The following is a 17,591-nucleotide window of genomic DNA, read 5'->3' on the forward strand; positions in this document are numbered from 1 at the left end:
TGCAGCTGAGGCATGCTATCGCTTTTCAACCTAAATTGTATTTGCCTCGGCCCTTCAATGATGTAGTGATGTGTGCTTAGAAGAGTCAGCGGAGGTTAACGCTCCCTCCAAGCGGAGCGAACGCAACAGCCAAGTATTTTGTACCGGATGTCCATCCTTAGCCAGCCTCTTGATGAACAGCCATACCTTGCGATTTGCCGAACATCCACAAGACGACATCCATGGTGCGAAGATCGGAGATGTCGTGGTCAATCGCTGCCCTCCTACGAATCATTCTTAGCCGCTCGGGTAGGCCGGAACCGTCGGTTAGAACAGAGTGCCAAGTCTCCCATTGGCCGTCGCAGGTCGGATGGCCCATGAGTGGTCCCACTACCGAGTCGAAGATTGGGATGAGCCGTGGGCGCTTTCTCGCCATGACCTTACTGGCGGTAGTGGGCCCAATTCCCCAACGATAGGAGTCACTGCCACGCAGCAGACGCCACAGTTGATTCGCCGGACTCTGCGAGCCCAGGACTTCGGCATACTCGTCAGGGGCAACAGCGGAGAGATCCAAGTCTGTCGGTATCCGTTTGAGGAGCTCTGACACCTCACCGGCATGGGTTTCGATGAGTCCGATTGCAGCTCTCGCAGTCACCTGTACGGATAGAAACGAAACAGCGAGGACGTCGTCTGCAGTGATGATATGCGCGACTTCTCCTTTATCGCCCCCACCTGCCCAATCGTCGAATCGGCTTCCGGTCTGCGGGAGGTCGTTACGGTAAAGCTTCGTGTAGTACTCACCGACCAGTGCAGCGGCTTCATCGATTTTGCTTTGTGAGAGGATTTTCGGCAATGTCATGTTTGCTCCTTTTGGTCTCCGCGGTCAGGCGGATGCGGAATCTTCGACTGGAGTTGTGACGCCGCCGTAGTAGTGTTCCCTGAGACGTCGACAGCGCTCAGGGTCTTTCAGGAGCACCAAAGTCTTGGCCTCAATCTGGCGGATTCGTTCTCGTGTAACGCCGTAAATTTGCCCTATGGCATCCAGCGTTTTCTGTTCACCGTCCGTAAGTCCGAAGCGCAGGGCGATCACTCCAGCCTCGCGCTCCGTCAGCGTATCCAGAACCGCATGAACCTCGGCCGTCAACTGCTCTGCGGCAATAACCTCATCAACGTCCAGCGGATAAGGATCGATAAGCTGGTTAGCAAGGCTCTCCATCCCGCCTCTGCCGTCCGGTACTAGAAAGTCCAAGGAGAGAACTGACCTGGACGCGGTGAGAAGGTGCTCTACTTTTTCGACAGTGTTGTCCGAAAGCTTCGCAAGCTCCGTTACGTGATGTTTGATCCCGGCGCGGTCTGCTTCCCGAAGGATTCCCTGAATCTTGTTGACCTGCTCCACGATGTGGACCGGAAGCCTGATGAGGCGTGCCTGATCAGCCAAAGCCCGCGTAATTGCCTGGCGTATCCACCACGTGGCATAGGTAGAGAACTTGAAGCCAAGTGAGTAATCGAACTTACAGGCCGCACGATGCAGGCCGATGTTGCCTTCTTGTATGAGATCAAGGAAGTCCATGCCTTGTCCGGTGTGGCGCTTTGCTATGGAAACAACAAGACGGAGGTTGGCGCTGATGAGGGAGTGCATGGCGCTTTCCCCGAGCTGTGCGATTTGAGTTAGCTCGCGGGAGAGCTTCCTGCTGCGCCAAGCCGTATCGTCTAGTAAGTGCTGAGCGTAGAGACCGGCTTCGATCTCACGTGCGAGTTCAACCTCTTGCTGTGCTGTAAGCAAATCTGCTTGCGAGGCCCGCTTCAGGTAGTCCGCGACGCTGTCGGCGCTGTAGCCCGAGATGTCTCCGAGTCCTTCGAGCCAACCGTCATCCTGAAGATCGAACGCGGTGGGTGCATCTGATTCGGGCTCCTTGGGGACAGCGGGGACAGTTGATGCAGTTTCTGCCACAGAAGTCCGTGGCTCAAAAACTGCCTGGCCCTCGGAAGCAATAGGGGCCGATACTTGCACCTTTGGACGAAGGAAGTCCTTCAGTTGGTCAAGTTCGTGCTTGATATCGAAGAACTCCACGTGATCAGCAAAGGGCAGGACTTTCCCCAGGAACTCTTCGCCCTGAATGTCAGGGTCTTCCACGGTGCCCTTTGAATAGAGGACGACGAGGCGGCCGGCGCGATTATTTGCCTTCTTGCGGATGACGCGGCCGAGCCGCTGCACCATCTGACGTTGACTTCGGTTGGCGGCGACGATGATGCCAAGGTCTGCTTCCGGGACGTCTATACCTTCGTCGAGGAGCCTTGGTGCCGCAAGAATCTGGGAGGCCCCGCTTCGGAAATCGTCCATCCCTTGACGCCGGTCCTCCTTTGCCATTCCGCTGAACAGCGCAGAGGCCGTCGAGCCCAAGGCCGTATAGAGCTCTTGAGCGCGCTTCGCAGAATCCTGTGTCTGAGTGAACACGAGTGTGCCGTTTGAGGAGTCAACGATCTCCTTAATGGCAGCGAGCGCATGATATTTGGTCTTTGCATCCGCCAGCAGGGTTAGCCTGGACGCCATGGCCCGCATGTACTTTCGCGACAGAGTTGCCTCGCGGCTCGGGGACTCCGACGCGGCCAATGAGGCGACCGCCGCAACGAACCTGTGAAATGGTCGGCGGGGGATACCGGCATACGATTCGAGATGTCTGGAGGTTTCAGACATCGTGTTTGAAAGGTCATCGTAGTTGACCTGTTCGCTTGGAGTCAGTTCCACACCGACAAGCGCGATATCGAAGGGGGCAATGACCTCGTCAGCCAGTGCGCGGTCGTACCAGAGGTTGTAGACGACCCCGCCAAAGTATGGAGTCAGTAGATTCTCGTGCTCGCCGTCAGCACGTTCGTAGGTTGCCGTCAGCCCAAGGCGCCACGCGTAGCCTTCCTGCAACGCTCCGGTAAACATAGGGGCGGCGTACCGGTGGCATTCATCGGCGATGATCAAACCGGCCTTGTGGCTACGCAGCGTCATTCGATTGGAAGCCGAATGAACGATGGCGACAAGGACATCAACGTCGTCCAAGGTGTCGGTTCGACCATCGCCAAGAGCGCCTCGTCGGGCGGCGGGGAGGTCACGCTTAAGGGAGGACAACCACTGGCGCTGAAGTTCAGCGGTGGGCACAAGAATCAGCACTTTGATGCCCTGCCGAATCGCCTCGAAAGCTGCGGCGATTCCTACTCGTGTCTTGCCGGCACCAGTGACGGCCTCAACAACGCCGCGGCGGGCGTTGGAGTGCCAGGCTTTGAGTGCCTCTTGCTGCCAGGCGTACAAGAAGGCGTAGTCATAGGATGTGGAAACTGAGACCTGGTCAGTGTGGAGACGCCTCTGAACCCGATCTGTCATTCCGTTCGACTCCGCGTCGACCAACTCCGGCATTTCATCCCCCATCGGACTGTGTGGTGCTTCCTTACTGAAGGCTAATGGAAGGCCCGGACAATATTGCTTGCGATGCTCATCCGGGCACCGCCAGCGAGTAGTCCCAAGCCTCAGCGCGCGCAAGGGAGTGCTTCAGTTCCCGTCCGCCCGCTTCTTCCAGGAGCTCTGAATCACCCACGACGACCAGCAAGCTCCGTGCCCGGGACAACCCGACGTAGAGCTGTTCGGCGGCTCGGGCCATGTCCTTAAAGCCGTTGACACAGAGTATGACGACGGATCTTTCAAGTCCCTTGAACCCCAAGACATGGCCATAAAACTCCGCATCACCCGCATGAAATTCGCGCCAGTATTCCTCGGTGGCACCACGGTCAAAGTAGTCCAGATGAACGGGGTGCCTTTCCTTGGTGGTCAGTAGGGCTATCTGGTTATTTGCCCACCCTTCATCAATTAGCGCTTCTACACAGTCCCCCGCGACGTCGAGGGCTTCGTCGGTGGAGCAGTGGACTCTACGAACGGGTAGTCCGGTGCTGCCTCGCGGCGTGAAATGCTCGCCGGCAAACGGTTTGAAGGTTTCCGCAATTTTTCGGGTGTTCCGCAGATTCTCGTCGATGTGGATGGGGACAAAGGTTGCTGTAGGTCCTTGGTTGAGGTCGGCCGTGAGCCCGCCCCATCTTTTGTAAACGTCCTGGCGGTCGTCCATGAAGGCATAAACTTCGCCGTTCTCTGGGTCAGCAGTGCATGCCAGCAATGCTTCCCACCATAAAGGGGCGAAGTCCTGTGCTTCGTCAACGATCACCGCATCCAGTCGCTGGTGTGCGGGCATAGTGCCGGCCATTTCCCGGAGAAGCCGTGGCATCTCTACATCGAAGTAGTCCTGGCCCTTGCCATCAGGCACCCCAAGCTGGCGAACGTACTCGTGAAATTCGCCGGTGAAGATTGGTTTGGCTTGCCGCCACGACGAGACCCGGTCTTGCAGGTATTGCCCTAATCCCTTGTTGTAACAAAAGAGACCGACGCGCTTACCTTGTTTACTCAACATTCGGGCTTTCTCGACAGCAAGCCACGTCTTCCCACTGCCCGCCCCACCGGTAAAGCGAACGCGGGTAAGGGAACGCGTTGCCTGGAGCAAGACTGCTTGGCGCTCAGTTAGATGGTCTTGGGTGTCCTCGTCTTCCCTTGGACTCACGGGGGCGCCGGTGCCGCCATCAAGTGACCCGGCAAGCTGTCGTTCGATACGTTCCATGAACGCGGTCGCCAGTGGTGAGGCACCGCCACCCTCTGTTTCTATGGCCCTCCGGACGAGTTCAGCCGGCGACTCGCATTGTCTGTCGTCCAGAACCAAAGTGCGGGGGCACCCAGCCATGCCCCACTCCTTTGGAACGGAGGTGTAGGGGAACGCGACCATGTAGGCGAAGCGACTGGTCAGCGGTGTACCGAGCTGCCGCCCCAGCCAGTTCTTCAGGGCGTGGTGAGAACTTTGAGACTGCACTACCGGGCTCTGAATCTTGTGGCTTCCGCCCCTGTCGGACTGTAACCATTGACCATTTTCCACGGAGATTCGGCCACCTTTGACTTCGATCGCCGCCATGCCCACCCCCGGCCAGAGGACCAAAATGTCGATCTCATGTTCTGCCCTGCCATCCCGCAGCTGAACGGAGTGGGCTAGCACAGCATCGTCCGGGAGGGTTCGATTGAGGGCTTCCCACACTGAACGTTCTGCACTCTGGCCCTCAGTGAAATGCGGTTCTTCGGGTATGAATCTCATTTACTCAGCCTTCCGTGGTGGGCTGGGCGGCTTCGGAAACGGGTAGTACTTCATAGATTTGGCCCAAAGCAGGAAGATGCATGAGCGTGCGGATCACGGGCATCCCGGCGGCCGCCAATGCATCACGGTAGGCTGCCATCTGGCCGAGGTATTTGTCTCGGATATGGCCCTCAGGGTCATTCCCGGGATAGGTCTTGTGATCGATGAGGACGCATCCCTCAGGTCCCTCGAGCAGAAGGTCTATCCACCCTTGCATCACTCTGTTCTCAGTCCGCCATCCAATGGCCGCCTCGCGATGGTATGTCCATCCCGGGTACTCCGTTTGCAGATACGTTTCGAGTCGCGCACCGGAGTCGATCAGCAGTTCCGGAGCTACTACATGACCTACTTTCCATCGCTCGATGATTGTCTCTGCAAGCTGAAGCTGGTCGGCGGAAGTAAGCGTTGAGTATTGCGTCCCCAAGTACGCGTGAACGGCGCTTCCCACTGCACCCCACTCTTCAGAACCGCGTGCAGCCAGTCTGGGACCGAGCTCTGTAGCCAGCAGGACTTTCACGTCATAGTCGGAGGATGATTCGGAGCTCGCGGTGAGTCGAGCCGGAGGGTAGACGGGCAGTGGCTGCAAGCTAGCTGGGTCTCTGAACTGGGCAACGTTAACTGTCTGGTCGGTCCTGGTTTCTTGCACGTCAAACGAGGTAACCCGGGCGGGCAGGGGAGAACTTCCCGCAATGTTCAGCAATCCACCTTCAACCTCTCCTGACCAGGATACGAGCGAGGGGACACCCAACAAGTTGAGGAGCTGTGGCTGATTCGACTTCGCAGTCAGGATGGTGGTTTCTTTGGCACGAGTCATCCCCACGTACATGAGCCGGCTCGTGTTGTTGCGCTCCCGAAGCTCCGCGTCAACGGCGACCTGGCTTGTCTGGCCGGCCGCGTCGAGCGGCGAAGCCTTATAGGGGAACGGACTTGGCCAGAATCTTATCCATCGGTCCTTGAGCGGCTGTTCCAGATCCAGCTCTCCGTCCTGTTCAACGGCAGTGCCGAAAGCGGCGAAGCGGACGTCCTTATCCAGGGCTTCCATAACGACCACGGGCCATTCCAAACCTTTGGCCTTGTGATAAGTCATTACATTGACGACGTCGGGGCCCGCGTTTTCCGCTGATTGGTGATTAGCGGAAGCGAAAAATGTCAGGAAGCCGCGCAGTGTTCCGGGCGCCCGGAGCGCCCTGCAGTGCTCATAGTAATCTTCGATTGTGCCTCTCATGGCGTCGAGATTCAGGAGACGGGTTTCGGGAGACGTCCAAGACTTTATGTGATTTGTCAGCCCGACGGCGCCGATGACGGCCTCAAAAATCTCAAGTGGCGTTGCTGTGCCAGCGAGGTCACGGACCCGGGTCAAAGCACGTACCTGAGGCTGCTGGGCCCAGCTGGTGTGGACGGTTTCGGGCTCGACGGCGGATAACAGCTCCCGCTGCCAAGTTGCATTGGAGGGATGGCCAGGATGCAACGCCACCAACTCGGTGAGGGCAATGGTGTCTCGATCATCAGCAACATATGCCATGGCTGCGCGAGCAAGCTGAACTTCCCGGGCTTCATTAAGCTTGCGCGGATTTCGTGTTGCCCGAATACCCAAACCGTCCAGTGCAGCGGAGATGGCGTCAACGTCCTTGTTTGAGCGCGTCAGAACGGCGATGTCGCCGGGCTTCACGTTCCTACGACGGTTAAGGAGGTCGGCTACCCCGGCAGCTGTGGCCAGAAGCCGGTCGTCGTCGTTCTTCTGTGGACGGGCCCACGCTTCCAAGCTTCCCTTTGGCCAGTCCTTGTGTGCGTCAGGCATATCGAGCCGAACTGACGCAGCGGGCATCCCTAATGTTCCGAAAACAGGCTCAAAGACAGCGTTGGACAATGCGATGACAGACGAGCACGATCTCCAGGATTCTGAAAGCTGGCGCTTGTTCTCCACCTGATCCACAACGGTTTGCATGAGGGCAGGGTCTGTTCCACGGAACTCGTAGATCGCTTGCTTAGGATCGCCGACCCATACGGCTTCTTTGACCAAACCGCTCAGTTGCAGGAAAAGCTCAAGTTGGAGGGGACTCGTGTCCTGGAACTCGTCCACTACCAAGAAGCTGATCCTCCGAGAGAAGGAAGAGCGAAACGCATCGCTGGTGCGTGCCAAATCGAGGACGAGGGTCTCTTGATCGACGAAGTCCATCAAGCCATGGAGGCGCTTAAAATCAGCGTAGGTTTCCAGGCATTCTGCCGCGCAGGCAAATATCTTACGAATGTACTGTTCAATGTCCGAGTGAAATGCCGGATTGGACAATAGTCCTTCGTGTATCCGCGTCCGGAGATCCAGGAAGATTTGAGCTATTGGCGCAGCGGGTTTCGATGCTACGAAACCCCGCCATATCTCCCATGGGGTCTCGTCCGGCGTCGTTGCGGAGTCAATTTTCTGGATGACCTTCGGATACTGTTCGACGAACACTCCAGTAGCGATCTTTGCTTGTCTGCCGGCGGCGTCGAGTCCTGTCTTGGCCAGTTCCTCCAGCTCTGCTCGCCCTGCGCGCATATCGCTCAGCCAAACGGGACGTTCATCCTCGGCGGGATCGTCGAGCAGCTCGCGGATGCCTGCCCACGATCTGTCTGCACAGGCTGCCAAGTCACTTGAGCGGAGCAGGTTGGTTCTGGCCGCATCGACAATTGACCGGACGGTATCCTGCCAAGTTTGCGAGTCATAGGGCGAGTCTTCGTCGGTTCCCATACGGCGGGCAATCGGTAGAATCCCCGTCGCATGGTCGGCCAAGACGGAATCGACGGCAAGGTGGAAGATACTCCTGAGTTGTTCTTCGGGGATGACCTCAAGTGCAGGAGATAGACCAGCGTCTATTGCGTACTCCTGCAGCAGTTGACCACAGACACTGTTAACAGTGCCAATAAGACTCGCTGGAAGTTGTTGAGCAGCAAGCTGTAGTGAACGGGCATGCGAACCGTCGGCAGCCCCGGCATGTTCCAATAGCCGAGCGCTGATTCGTTCCTGGAGCTCAGCAGCGGCTTTCTTAGTGAAAGTTGTGGCCATGATCTGGGTTGCCGTCAGTCCGGACTGGATGCGATCCGTGATCTCTGAGGTCAGGTGGTACGTCTTGCCTGTGCCGGCGCTTGCCGAAACCATCGTCACATTGTCGAGGTTGGTCATGAAAAGTCACCTTTCAACCCGCACAGCACTCCCAATTCACAGAAACGGCAGGGTGGCTTGATGTAGTGGAGGCCTCTGTCCCGCCATTCGCTTTCGCGGCCCGGTTCAGTCTCGGCCCGATTGTCCTCGACCACTTGGGTGGCGGTGACACGGCCGTTAACTACTTCGTCGATGCTGAATGTGATCGCCTTTTTCGCGCTGTCCCAGACGTCGGTTGGCTTCACCGCACTCTGAAGTGGCTGGCCGAAATGCGAGTCAGCAGAGATAAAAGATCCCTGCTTGAGCATGTAGTAGGCAGTGGGATCGTCAGTAGTGTCCGCACCCTGGTGCAGTGCCCATTGATACAGGGCAAGCTGTAGCGCGGTGCCGCCAGCAACTTCCTCCCGACGATACTTAGCATGGTTGGTCCACTTCAGGTCGATGACAACCCGTCGCCCATCGCCGTCAACCCCGACGGCGTCGGCGCTTCCACGAACTGTTACTAGGTAATTGTCCTGTGAACCGACAAGTTCAAGATTCTTCTCAAATTCCTGTTCAACCTCCTGAAGGGTGACTCCGCCCTTAGAAAGTTGGCTGAAGAAGGCGTGAACCGAGTCAATCAGGATACCGACGATCGCGTCCCGACGTCGCTGCTGGCCAGGTAGCAACAGTTCTGCCGCGTACTGGGGCAGGACTGCACGAATGCAGCGGTGGATTTCTTCCTTTTCGGGAATGGCCCTGTTTTCGGCACTGAGCTGGTGGTGGAGAGCCTCCACCACCTTGTGAGAAAAGATGCCGAGCAACGTGTTGTCAGCGGGAATCAGGGCAGCGTCGGTGGCGTGCACATTCGACTTCTTCTCCAGCACCCAAGCGAAAGAACAACCGAGCAGCTTTGAGAGCTGCGAGAAGGACAATTGCTTCGGCTTCAACGACGGGTTTGCGCCGACGTTGTAAATTGCAGCCGGGGGAGTGGGCGACAGCTGGGGAGCGGCTGCGAGCTTAGCCGAGCGGCCGGCAAAATCCCAGAGTCCATCAGCGGTTGTGAGTTGCTCCGGCACGGATCTCAGTTCACGCACACGGTCCGTCAGCGGCTTTGTCGCGTCTTCCGGATTTGTTGAGGGCTGCGAGGAAACAAGGGCTTCGAGCAACCCCTGTCCCTCCGTTCGTGCACCGTGTGCCTGCTCTACCTCGATAAGGATGAGGTTTTTACAGTGGACGGCAGACGCCAGGGTCTGTTGGGTGGCAAAAGCGGCTGCGTCCTCTGGAGCGGGCAAACTGATGCCGACCTTCTCCAGTGTTGCCACATCATGCGCTTCCCACCGTCTCCCGGGCATAAGGGTTGCATCTTTGAAACCCCACCACAGGACATCATCGACGTCGTCGGAAAGCTCGCTGAGGTGAGCCAGCCGCATCCATGGGCTCGCTTCCTGAGCGACAATGGAGCTCGATTGCGGTGTGATGACCGAACTGACGATTCGTCGCACGTCCCGCCTCGATACTTCCGGGACAGTAGATAGAAGGTCAATGACCTGCAGGAGCTGTTCCACTGTCGGCAGGAGAGCAGACTTTTTCTTTGCGAGGCGACGAAGCTGTGCCGTCAGCCAGGCCGCTTTTTCCACAAGGACGGACCCGGGTGCCGTGTCCCCGTCAATGAGGCTCGTATTGAACAACTGGTCGACGTCAGAGGCCCACGAAGGACCCAAATCCTGATGGTCTGCGATCTTATCCAAAGCCTCAAACCACGCCTCGCTGCCCGTGCCGGGAGCTTGCTTGAGTGCTTGAAGAAGATACCCCGAGGCCGGGCGCTCCACCGGAGTTCCAGGCAAAGAGAGAAACTCCGCCAGCAGCCGGACGTTGATTGGACCCCAGATCACCTCGAAAAACAGGGGGATGATTTGGTCATTGGCACGCCAACTGGAGCTTGCCCCGACACCCAAACGCGGAAGCCCTCTATCAGCCAGATAGTGGTCGAGGACAGACGTGTGGTCTGAGCACACAACTGCAGTTTTCGTATTGTCGCCGCAAGCCAACCAGCGAGCGACGTTTTCCGCGGCTTCCCACTCCGTTTCCGCCGTCAGAACGTGAAGCTGTGGTTGTGCGCCATTCACTGCTTTCTCACTGACCAGAATTCCCCGCCCCCTAAGAAGCATAAAGATGTCCTGCCAGATTTTCGGAAAGCTAAATTCAGCATGTTGAAGAATGACTTGATCGATCCCCAATGGCAGCGGTGAGAGCAGCGCAGCCGGCAAGCCCCGGATGTCATCGGCCAAAGCTGGAGAAACATCTCCGTTGGCGGTTTCGACCGCGGCCAATGTTTGCAGCAGAGGGGAGACCTTGGCTCCGGGCGTGGCGTCCACAGGCAGAACTCCGGACCACCCATTGCTCACGGCGTCGTCGCGGGCCTCCAGAAGTTCTGCAGCTGTGGACCACGGGTCAACTGCAAGTGAGCTGTGGAACCATTTGTCTTCGGAATCGATGGACAGCAGACGTTGCAAGTATTGCCCCACACGATCAGCGTGTGTGGTGTCCGGCCGTGTGAGTCCGAGCCTGGTCAAGAGAAGGTTGGTAAAACCCTTGCGTCCAACTCGAACCCGGTTCAGTCCCGGATTGCTGAATGCCCACGGCGCACGGTCCAGGAACCAGCCGAACTCGACGATCAATGTTGCCCCCATTTTGCTTGTTTGGTTGTTGTATCACGCTTTTGGATATCCGGCCCGGTTCGTCCACCTAGTGGGCTAATTGTCCTGAGACGCGTGTCAATCGGCATCCGAACGGATCGTCTGCCAGTGAATCTCGCCAGGTGTACGTATTCCGAAACCCTCTCGGAGCACGACAAGAATTTCATGGCCAGCGTTCATCGGATCTCCGAGGTTGTTTAACAAGTTGGATGTTGTGCAGTTCGATGCTCGCCAACCGCGAGGTCCCAAACTTGGTTCGTCGGATATTTGCTCGCCTGCGAAGCCCCAGGCTGGCCTGATTTCACATAGCACGTCGCCCTTGACGATGCTGGCTTGAGCACGTAGAGGTGGGCCTTCCAAGGTCTCTTTCCCGGATTCGATCATCAGGGTCCAACCTTCGGACAGGTCAGCCAAAGCCTCATTGAGCTCTTCTCCAACGGACGCCCACTTCTGCTCCAAGCGGTTTTCAGCACGGAATTGATTCGAGAGACTGCGCACCTCATCGTCATCGGTGAAATACGCAGCTGAGATGACTTCTTCCCACGTATTGAAATGTCTCCTCATCTCGATGGGAGAAGGTCGCTCACGTCCCGCCGCTGCTTCGTTGATGACCCAGGTGTCGTAGGTGGAAACGTCTTTAGGAAAGAACGGCGACTCGTGATCCGAGCAGGCTTCCTTGAAGTCTTCAGCGGCTGCGTCGAAATCCGCGGCTTCAAACCTTGCTGCCGCCTCGTTCATGCTGAGGCCAACCGCGCGAAGAGTTTGTTCCCACGATCCTTTACCTACCCGGCGTCGAAGATTCCGGGCGGAATAGGGCCACATCGTGCTGAGTTCAGCAGGTGAGGCCAGTGCTTGCAGAGCGTCGCCGTAAGCCGTAATGGAAGGACCATTGACCTTGTCGGCTTGGACCTTAAGGGTAGTAGCTTCGACGATGGCCAGTATCTCAGCTACGCGGGCGCTGCTGAGGAATGAGCCCAGATTGTCCCGGATTTCTTGAATGTCGCCCGGAGCCATGTTGGCTAACGCGGCCTTGTAGTCGGGTTCAACCCGGAGATGCACGCCCGCTATGTACAGCAGGCTGAACCGGTCCAGAATAGCGATGGGCCTGGCTGGCGTTGTCCGCTCCGAGTTGTTCGCCAGCCAGCGCCGATTGCAGAGCAGTGCCACGGCGATTTCACTGTCGACGGGAGTGCCCAAAGCCTTAAGGACTTTAGGGATCTCGGAGTGGTGTATTCCAGCAGACAGAAGCTGCTGGATCGTATTTCGCTGTTCAGCCAAGAGATCGGCCGTCTTCTGACTGCGCGCCATGAGTGACCGTGAACGTTCCAGTTCTCCGCGTTCGGCGATTCTGGGGCCCAGCTTTCGGAGCAGTTCATACCCACTGGCACTGGTCTCTTCAGCTATCGCGGACAGTGGTCTACCTGCCCGATACGCTGCGGCCGCCTTGGCCTCGGGAGTAGGACCCATGCACCTTAAGGGGAGCCTCATGGCCTGCTCTGAGTACGCTCCGTCGACGTTCATCTCAGGTTTCAACTCGCGTTCCTCAGGGTTTGAACCGCACCATTTAGCGCATCATCCAGGGTTACTCCTCCGTCAGGTCCGGGGCCCGGGGGGAACTCTCCTGTGGACCAGCGAAACTCCGTAACGTCAACACACTTTCTGCCGTATCTCAAGGCTGAGACAATCTGATGCCCGGCATCGCGTGGTGAGACCTGGGATTTCCACCAGTTGGGAAAATCGGCGTCCGGTTCCGACCAGTCGTTACTTGCCAAGAATTCCCGGTCGATTGGCCAATCTGTGGCAGGCAAGAACTCCTCCGAAACGACCTCGCACCAGACTCCGTCCGCGCTAGGTGTTGCTTGTGCATAGGGGTTGGCGCCGTTGGTTCTCGTCCCTGCATACTCCACTCTTAGGAAGCTGTTCCAAGGCATTTGTGCGAGTAGGTCGCTGATGAGAACTCCCGCCCGGTGCCAATCGTGGTCGATAGGCTCCCCATCGCCGTCGGCGTCTATTGCGTGCTCATCACGGAGCGCTCGCAGCAAGAACTTTGATTGAAGCGGTGTGGCTGACATTTCGGTCAGCTCACTGCCAAATACTTGATCAATGAGCTCGTCCCAAGAAACACCAAAGTGCCGCATGATTTCGTTCGCGGATGGTCGCTCGATCAGCATTCCCGCTTGCGAAAAGCCCCAGAGGTCGTAAGATTCTTCGCTCATTGCGTAGCCGCACAGTTCGCACTCATCGAGAAACGAGTCGAGGGCATCTTGGTGTTCTTTCGTCCCGAATCGCCCCTCAGGTGTGCCCACGTTCAGTCGGATGGTGTCCAAAGCTCCCTGCCAACTGCCACCACCGTAGCGGCTGACGAGGCTGGCTATAGGTACTGGCCACGGGTCCTTCTCGTCGCGGGAAACTCTTCCCAGTCGCCGCGAGATCTGTTGGGCCATTTCGTCGTACTCGGAGTAAGTGAGGGTAGCAATCGACTTGGCGTGTATGGCCAAGGCAGTGGTTTCAGCGACCGCCAGAATCTCTGCCAAGCGAGTGTAAGTAACCTCGGGCTTCACGAGCTCCCGAAAGGCAGCGACGGCATCCAACGGCATCTTTGCAAGTGCAAGCTGGTAGTCGGGTTCAATGCCGTGATGCTTCCCGACGACGTAGAGCAGGCTCAACCTATCGCTCAGCAGTTTAGGAGCGGGCTCCGCGGGTGCTTCGTCAGGAATGCCAAGGAATTTCAGAATAGCTACGGCTACATCCACGTCAATGTCGTTCCCGAGCGCACCGATCACCTTCGGGGTGTCCAACAGTGGGATGCCGGCATCATCCAACCGGCTGACCATTTCCACGTTGTTCCAAAGAGCGCTCATAGATTTGACCGCTCGGCTGCCCACCGACCGGGCTCGCGCAAGTTCGTCGCTGGGCTTATCAGCAATAGCATCGAAAATGTCGCCGGCATCGACACTGTGCGCTGACGTTATTGTTTCCAGCGGATCTCCGCGACGGTATGCTTCCCGAATCACCGCGGCACGTGTTTCGCTGTCCTTGTCGTCCCCCATCATGATTTCTACTCCTGGACTGCCCGCACAGCGTCAAGCCACGTGCCGTAGATGTTCCTGACTGCGGCACCTGAGGGCCGGGAATTGCCGGCATGAATCTCTTGCTTGACCCATGCGTCGTAACCTGCGAATGTCGGCTTGACTCCGCTGGACAGGGCGAATCTGTTGAAATTGCGCACGGCGTCTTCGTAGTCGGCCTGGGTGAACTTCAGGAGCCCTTTCGGCCGTCCTTTCGCAGCTGTTCCGATCCCCATTGCTTCGAGGCCCTCGTTCCACCCGCCGAAACGCTTGGTCACGGTCTGACGAGTAGGGGGCCACGGAAATGCTCCTTGGCGAGAGACGAGGCCCAGCGCCGGCACGAGTTCGTCGCGAAGATGCTCATATCGCTGTCCGGTGATACTGGTTTCGGGATTCTCTTGGAGGTATTTTTGCGCAGCTCCGATAACTCCCAGAATGGTGGAGACATCCTCGACGTCGGCTTCGGCAGACTCCAAGGCGGCCCGGAGCTCGTTCATCAGAGACAGCTCGATATTGACAGCGGCCCATTGACGGTCCGGAGCAAGCCCAAGGTTGGACCCCAACAGGTACCAGACACCTGCCGCCACCGCTTCTTTAGAGAAGATGTCTTCCATCTGTGACTTGTCGAAAACGATCGACGACGTCCGCAGGGCATCCTCGGCAAGCTCAGCGTCCATCGCGGGAAATAGTGCCTTCAGTTTGTCGATCGCATCAGGCCTGGTAACTCCGCGCCGGGCCATTTGGCGAGCCAAGTCGCCGTACGCGGCCATGAAGGCGTTGCGGGCGGCCGTCGCTGCGGCTTCCTTTGAAGCAAGTCGGCTTTTGCGGGACTCTTCGGCGCTTGTGCCGCCTACTTTTGCGATGATCTGGCGGACGCGTTCGCGGGTGACGCCGAAGCTCTGGCCGATGGCATCAAGAGTCTCGCCGTCGGCATAGCGCTCCACCATTGCAGCGTCGCGTTCTTCCCGACTGAGTTCAGGAGTTGTGGTCATGGTCATATACCTATCAGGCGGTTCGGACATTATGAGGAAGGCCGTTGCGAGCCGAGGGACTGTGACGGCCCGTGGCAGAGCGGCCGGACCGTACGATGTCCAGGAACAGGGGATTCGGCGAGGCGTTCGGCAGCACCTGCCGGACGTCTGCCAGCGCTGCTTCAGCATCAATCCCCAGTAATGCAGCACCGTACAAAGCGGCAACAGTCGGGGTCCTGGACTCAGCGCGCACGCAGTGGAGCAGCACCGTCTTCCCTTCAGAACGGAACTGCTCGATGGCGGCAGCCGCTTCAGCGAGGACAAACGCCGCGTCAGCATTGTCGGATGGGTCCGGCGAATCGATAATCCAGAACGATGCATGATCTGACACCGCAATAGTGGACAGATCAGAGGTACCCAGGCGGCACAGGGAAACAACTGCGTCGATCCCCAAAACTTCCATCCGCCCCAGGGAACCGGCGCCACCCAACCACACGCCGTCGTCGTGAGGGTGCTGTACCAGCACATCGGTGCGACTCCACATGCTGTAGTCCTGATGCGCCGCGCCCGGCCAGGACTGTTCCCGTGAGCCTTCTCCACGGGCGAGCTCCATTCCTAGTGTCATGAGGTCGCGGGTTCGTAGTCCGGGCCACCCATGCAAATGCCGTCGCCACTCGAAGGGCACCGAAGTGAAGCCGTAAGCCGCGCCCAGAAGTCCTCCGGCAATCGTCGCGACAGTATCGGTATCGCCGCCTCCCCGGACGGCTTCTTCCAGAGCCTGGCGGAGGTGTTCCGGCCCACGGGTTGCAGACACTGTGGAGTGAATGGCGCTCCAAGCACCTTGGAACGCTTCCACTACCCACCCGTTCCGGTGAAAGTCCCGTGCACGTGACTGTTCGGCGGACTCGATGCGCGATAGCCAAACTGCGCTGCGGTCAGGGGGCAGCAGTGCCAGCCCCGCCCGCACGTTCAGCTTCCCGGTCAGGACCGCCTCCCTTATGGCAACGCACCAGAGACCGCATGCCTCCAAGGCGTCGGGATCCACGTGAGTCAGCGCGCTCACCCTGGCTGCCGCCGCCATCAGCTCACCAGGCTCGCGATCGAGATAGGCGAGGGCAAGGGGAGCGGTGCGCATGAGTGAACCATTTCCGGCGCTGCGGCCGATGCGTCCGTGGAACGCTTCGGCGGCAGCTGTGAAGTCCGAGGCGGTCACCGGCCTCCCCGCGGAAGTTGCTGCACGGGTAGCGGCGGCAATGACCGCGTTGGTCTGGGCGCCGACATCTTTGGCGTCGGCAGCCCAGGCACTCCACTCGCGTACAACTCTGCTCAGCGCCGCGTCAGAGGCAAGTTCAGGTCCAGACCAAACAAGCGCTCTTGCCACGGGAATGGCCATGGACGTGTCATCGGTCCATTCGGCGGGATCGAAGCCGAAGGGTCCGCCGCCTTTCATCAATACCGGCGTTTCGTCTGGCAGCGGCGGGCCGAACTCGTAAGCGGCGCCGAGGGCGTCTCCGGCCGCAAGCGACACGAGGACGCCTGCCGCACGATCGTTCTGCAGGGGACTAAGTTTCATGCGATCTCCATCAGGGTGTGTTTGGTGTTCCAAACGGTCAGGTGCGCCAGCTCTGGACTGCGGTTTGGAAGTTCGACGGCGATACCGGCACCTTCCAGCCCGGCCCGGAGTGAGCTGACTGGACGGCTACGGAGGGGTCCTTGGCTTCGAACGCCGGTAAGTGGGCCGCCGTCGAACGCTCCAAAATCCAGCCCTTGGACAACCGCAGCGAAGTCCCTGGCCTGTTGCCCTGACATCCGGCTGGATGCCATGACCTTGGCCGGAAGCAGCTCGAGGTCCAGCAGGGCCGCGCCTATGAGCTGGTGGTAGTGGCGTCGGAACATCGTGTGGGTGCCGAAAATCTCCAACACCAGCGGCTGCGTGCCAATCCCGAACAGGACTCCGCGCTGGCCGTCGATTGGGGGTGGAACGTCATCCAGGTCGAAGCTCGGGGCCAAGGTCTGGCGGTCAAGGTGGTCGACGAGTGAGCTGGTGGCTGAAACGCCACGCGCGGCGTCCAAGCGGCGCACTCTTTCCCAGATGCGGCTTTGACGGTTGCTTGAGTCCGAGGCCCCGGCGCGGGATGCCAGCTCTGCCCGGACGTTGAGGGGAGCGCGGCGACTCTGTCGCCGATGACTGCTCATGCCGGCTTCCCAGCGCCCTTCCTCAACACAGTAGGTCCCGATGGTTCGGGTCTCGCCTGCACCAAGGATGACGTCGCCGGCGCAGGTTCTGTGTTGCTTCCCGCCTTCCAGGAGTTCGCCTTCGAGGAGGAGTGCGGGACGGGGACCGTTGTTGCTGACAATCAGCTTGCCTACCTGGGCGCCGTCAGGCAGTTCGTTGACGGCGACGTTGGCGTGTGCACCGGTGCTGATGGCCAAGTCACCATGGCCTGAGGTCCAGATCGGGAAGATGCTGAGTGGGCCCACAGCGGTGCCAACGCCCAGATGCAGTTGTGGGACTTGCATTCGTGCCTCCTGATTCGAATTAGCTCATTTTT

The 17,591-nt window shown here is 58.6% G+C and carries 10 protein-coding genes; all 10 read right to left on the reverse strand.

Annotated elements, in window-relative coordinates:
- Positions 1-157: 157 nt before the first annotated feature.
- The 10 genes from LDN85_RS05980 to LDN85_RS06025 all read right to left on the reverse strand — a co-directional run bounded on the left by LDN85_RS05980 (position 158) and on the right by LDN85_RS06025 (position 17,559).
- Positions 158-838: a DUF6308 family protein gene (locus LDN85_RS05980; protein WP_172324565.1), complete on the reverse strand. Its 681-nt coding sequence runs from the start codon at positions 836-838 to the stop codon at positions 158-160.
- Between the two features lie 24 nt (positions 839-862).
- Entirely contained in the window at positions 863-3,382 is a 2,520-nt protein-coding gene (locus tag LDN85_RS05985) for a sigma-70 family RNA polymerase sigma factor (RefSeq protein WP_223944862.1), read from the reverse strand.
- Positions 3,383-3,458: 76 nt separating this feature from the next.
- The gene (locus LDN85_RS05990) at positions 3,459-5,147 is read right to left on the reverse strand and encodes an NERD domain-containing protein (protein WP_223944863.1); all 1,689 of its coding nucleotides are present in this window, start codon (positions 5,145-5,147) and stop codon (positions 3,459-3,461) included.
- A gap of 4 nt (positions 5,148-5,151) precedes the next feature.
- On the reverse strand, positions 5,152-8,343 hold the full coding sequence (locus tag LDN85_RS05995; protein ID WP_223944864.1) for a UvrD-helicase domain-containing protein: 3,192 nt from the start codon (positions 8,341-8,343) through the stop codon (positions 5,152-5,154).
- Complete coding sequence (locus LDN85_RS06000) at positions 8,340-10,994, reverse strand: PD-(D/E)XK nuclease family protein (RefSeq protein ID WP_223944865.1); 2,655 nt, start codon at positions 10,992-10,994, stop codon at positions 8,340-8,342. The genes LDN85_RS05995 and LDN85_RS06000 overlap by 4 nt, the downstream gene beginning before the upstream one ends.
- Before the next feature lie 84 nt (positions 10,995-11,078).
- Positions 11,079-12,278 carry a hypothetical protein gene (locus LDN85_RS06005; RefSeq protein WP_223944866.1) on the reverse strand — a complete coding sequence of 400 codons (1,200 nt, stop codon included), beginning with the start codon at positions 12,276-12,278 and terminating at the stop codon, positions 11,079-11,081.
- 251 nt (positions 12,279-12,529) lie between these two features.
- Positions 12,530-14,053: a hypothetical protein gene (locus LDN85_RS06010; RefSeq protein ID WP_223944867.1), complete on the reverse strand. Its 1,524-nt coding sequence runs from the start codon at positions 14,051-14,053 to the stop codon at positions 12,530-12,532.
- Positions 14,054-14,058: 5 nt separating this feature from the next.
- Complete coding sequence (locus LDN85_RS06015; protein WP_223944868.1) at positions 14,059-15,060, reverse strand: sigma factor-like helix-turn-helix DNA-binding protein; 1,002 nt, start codon at positions 15,058-15,060, stop codon at positions 14,059-14,061.
- Positions 15,061-15,073: 13 nt separating this feature from the next.
- On the reverse strand, positions 15,074-16,612 hold the full coding sequence (locus LDN85_RS06020) for an ADP-ribosylglycohydrolase family protein (RefSeq protein ID WP_223944869.1): 1,539 nt from the start codon (positions 16,610-16,612) through the stop codon (positions 15,074-15,076).
- The gene (locus tag LDN85_RS06025) at positions 16,609-17,559 is read right to left on the reverse strand and encodes a DUF6569 family protein (RefSeq protein ID WP_223944870.1); all 951 of its coding nucleotides are present in this window, start codon (positions 17,557-17,559) and stop codon (positions 16,609-16,611) included. The genes LDN85_RS06020 and LDN85_RS06025 overlap by 4 nt, the downstream gene beginning before the upstream one ends.
- Between the last annotated feature and the right edge of the window lie 32 nt (positions 17,560-17,591).

The organism is Arthrobacter sp. StoSoilB20 (assembly GCF_019977295.1).
Lineage (GTDB): Bacteria > Actinomycetota > Actinomycetes > Actinomycetales > Micrococcaceae > Arthrobacter > Arthrobacter nicotinovorans_A.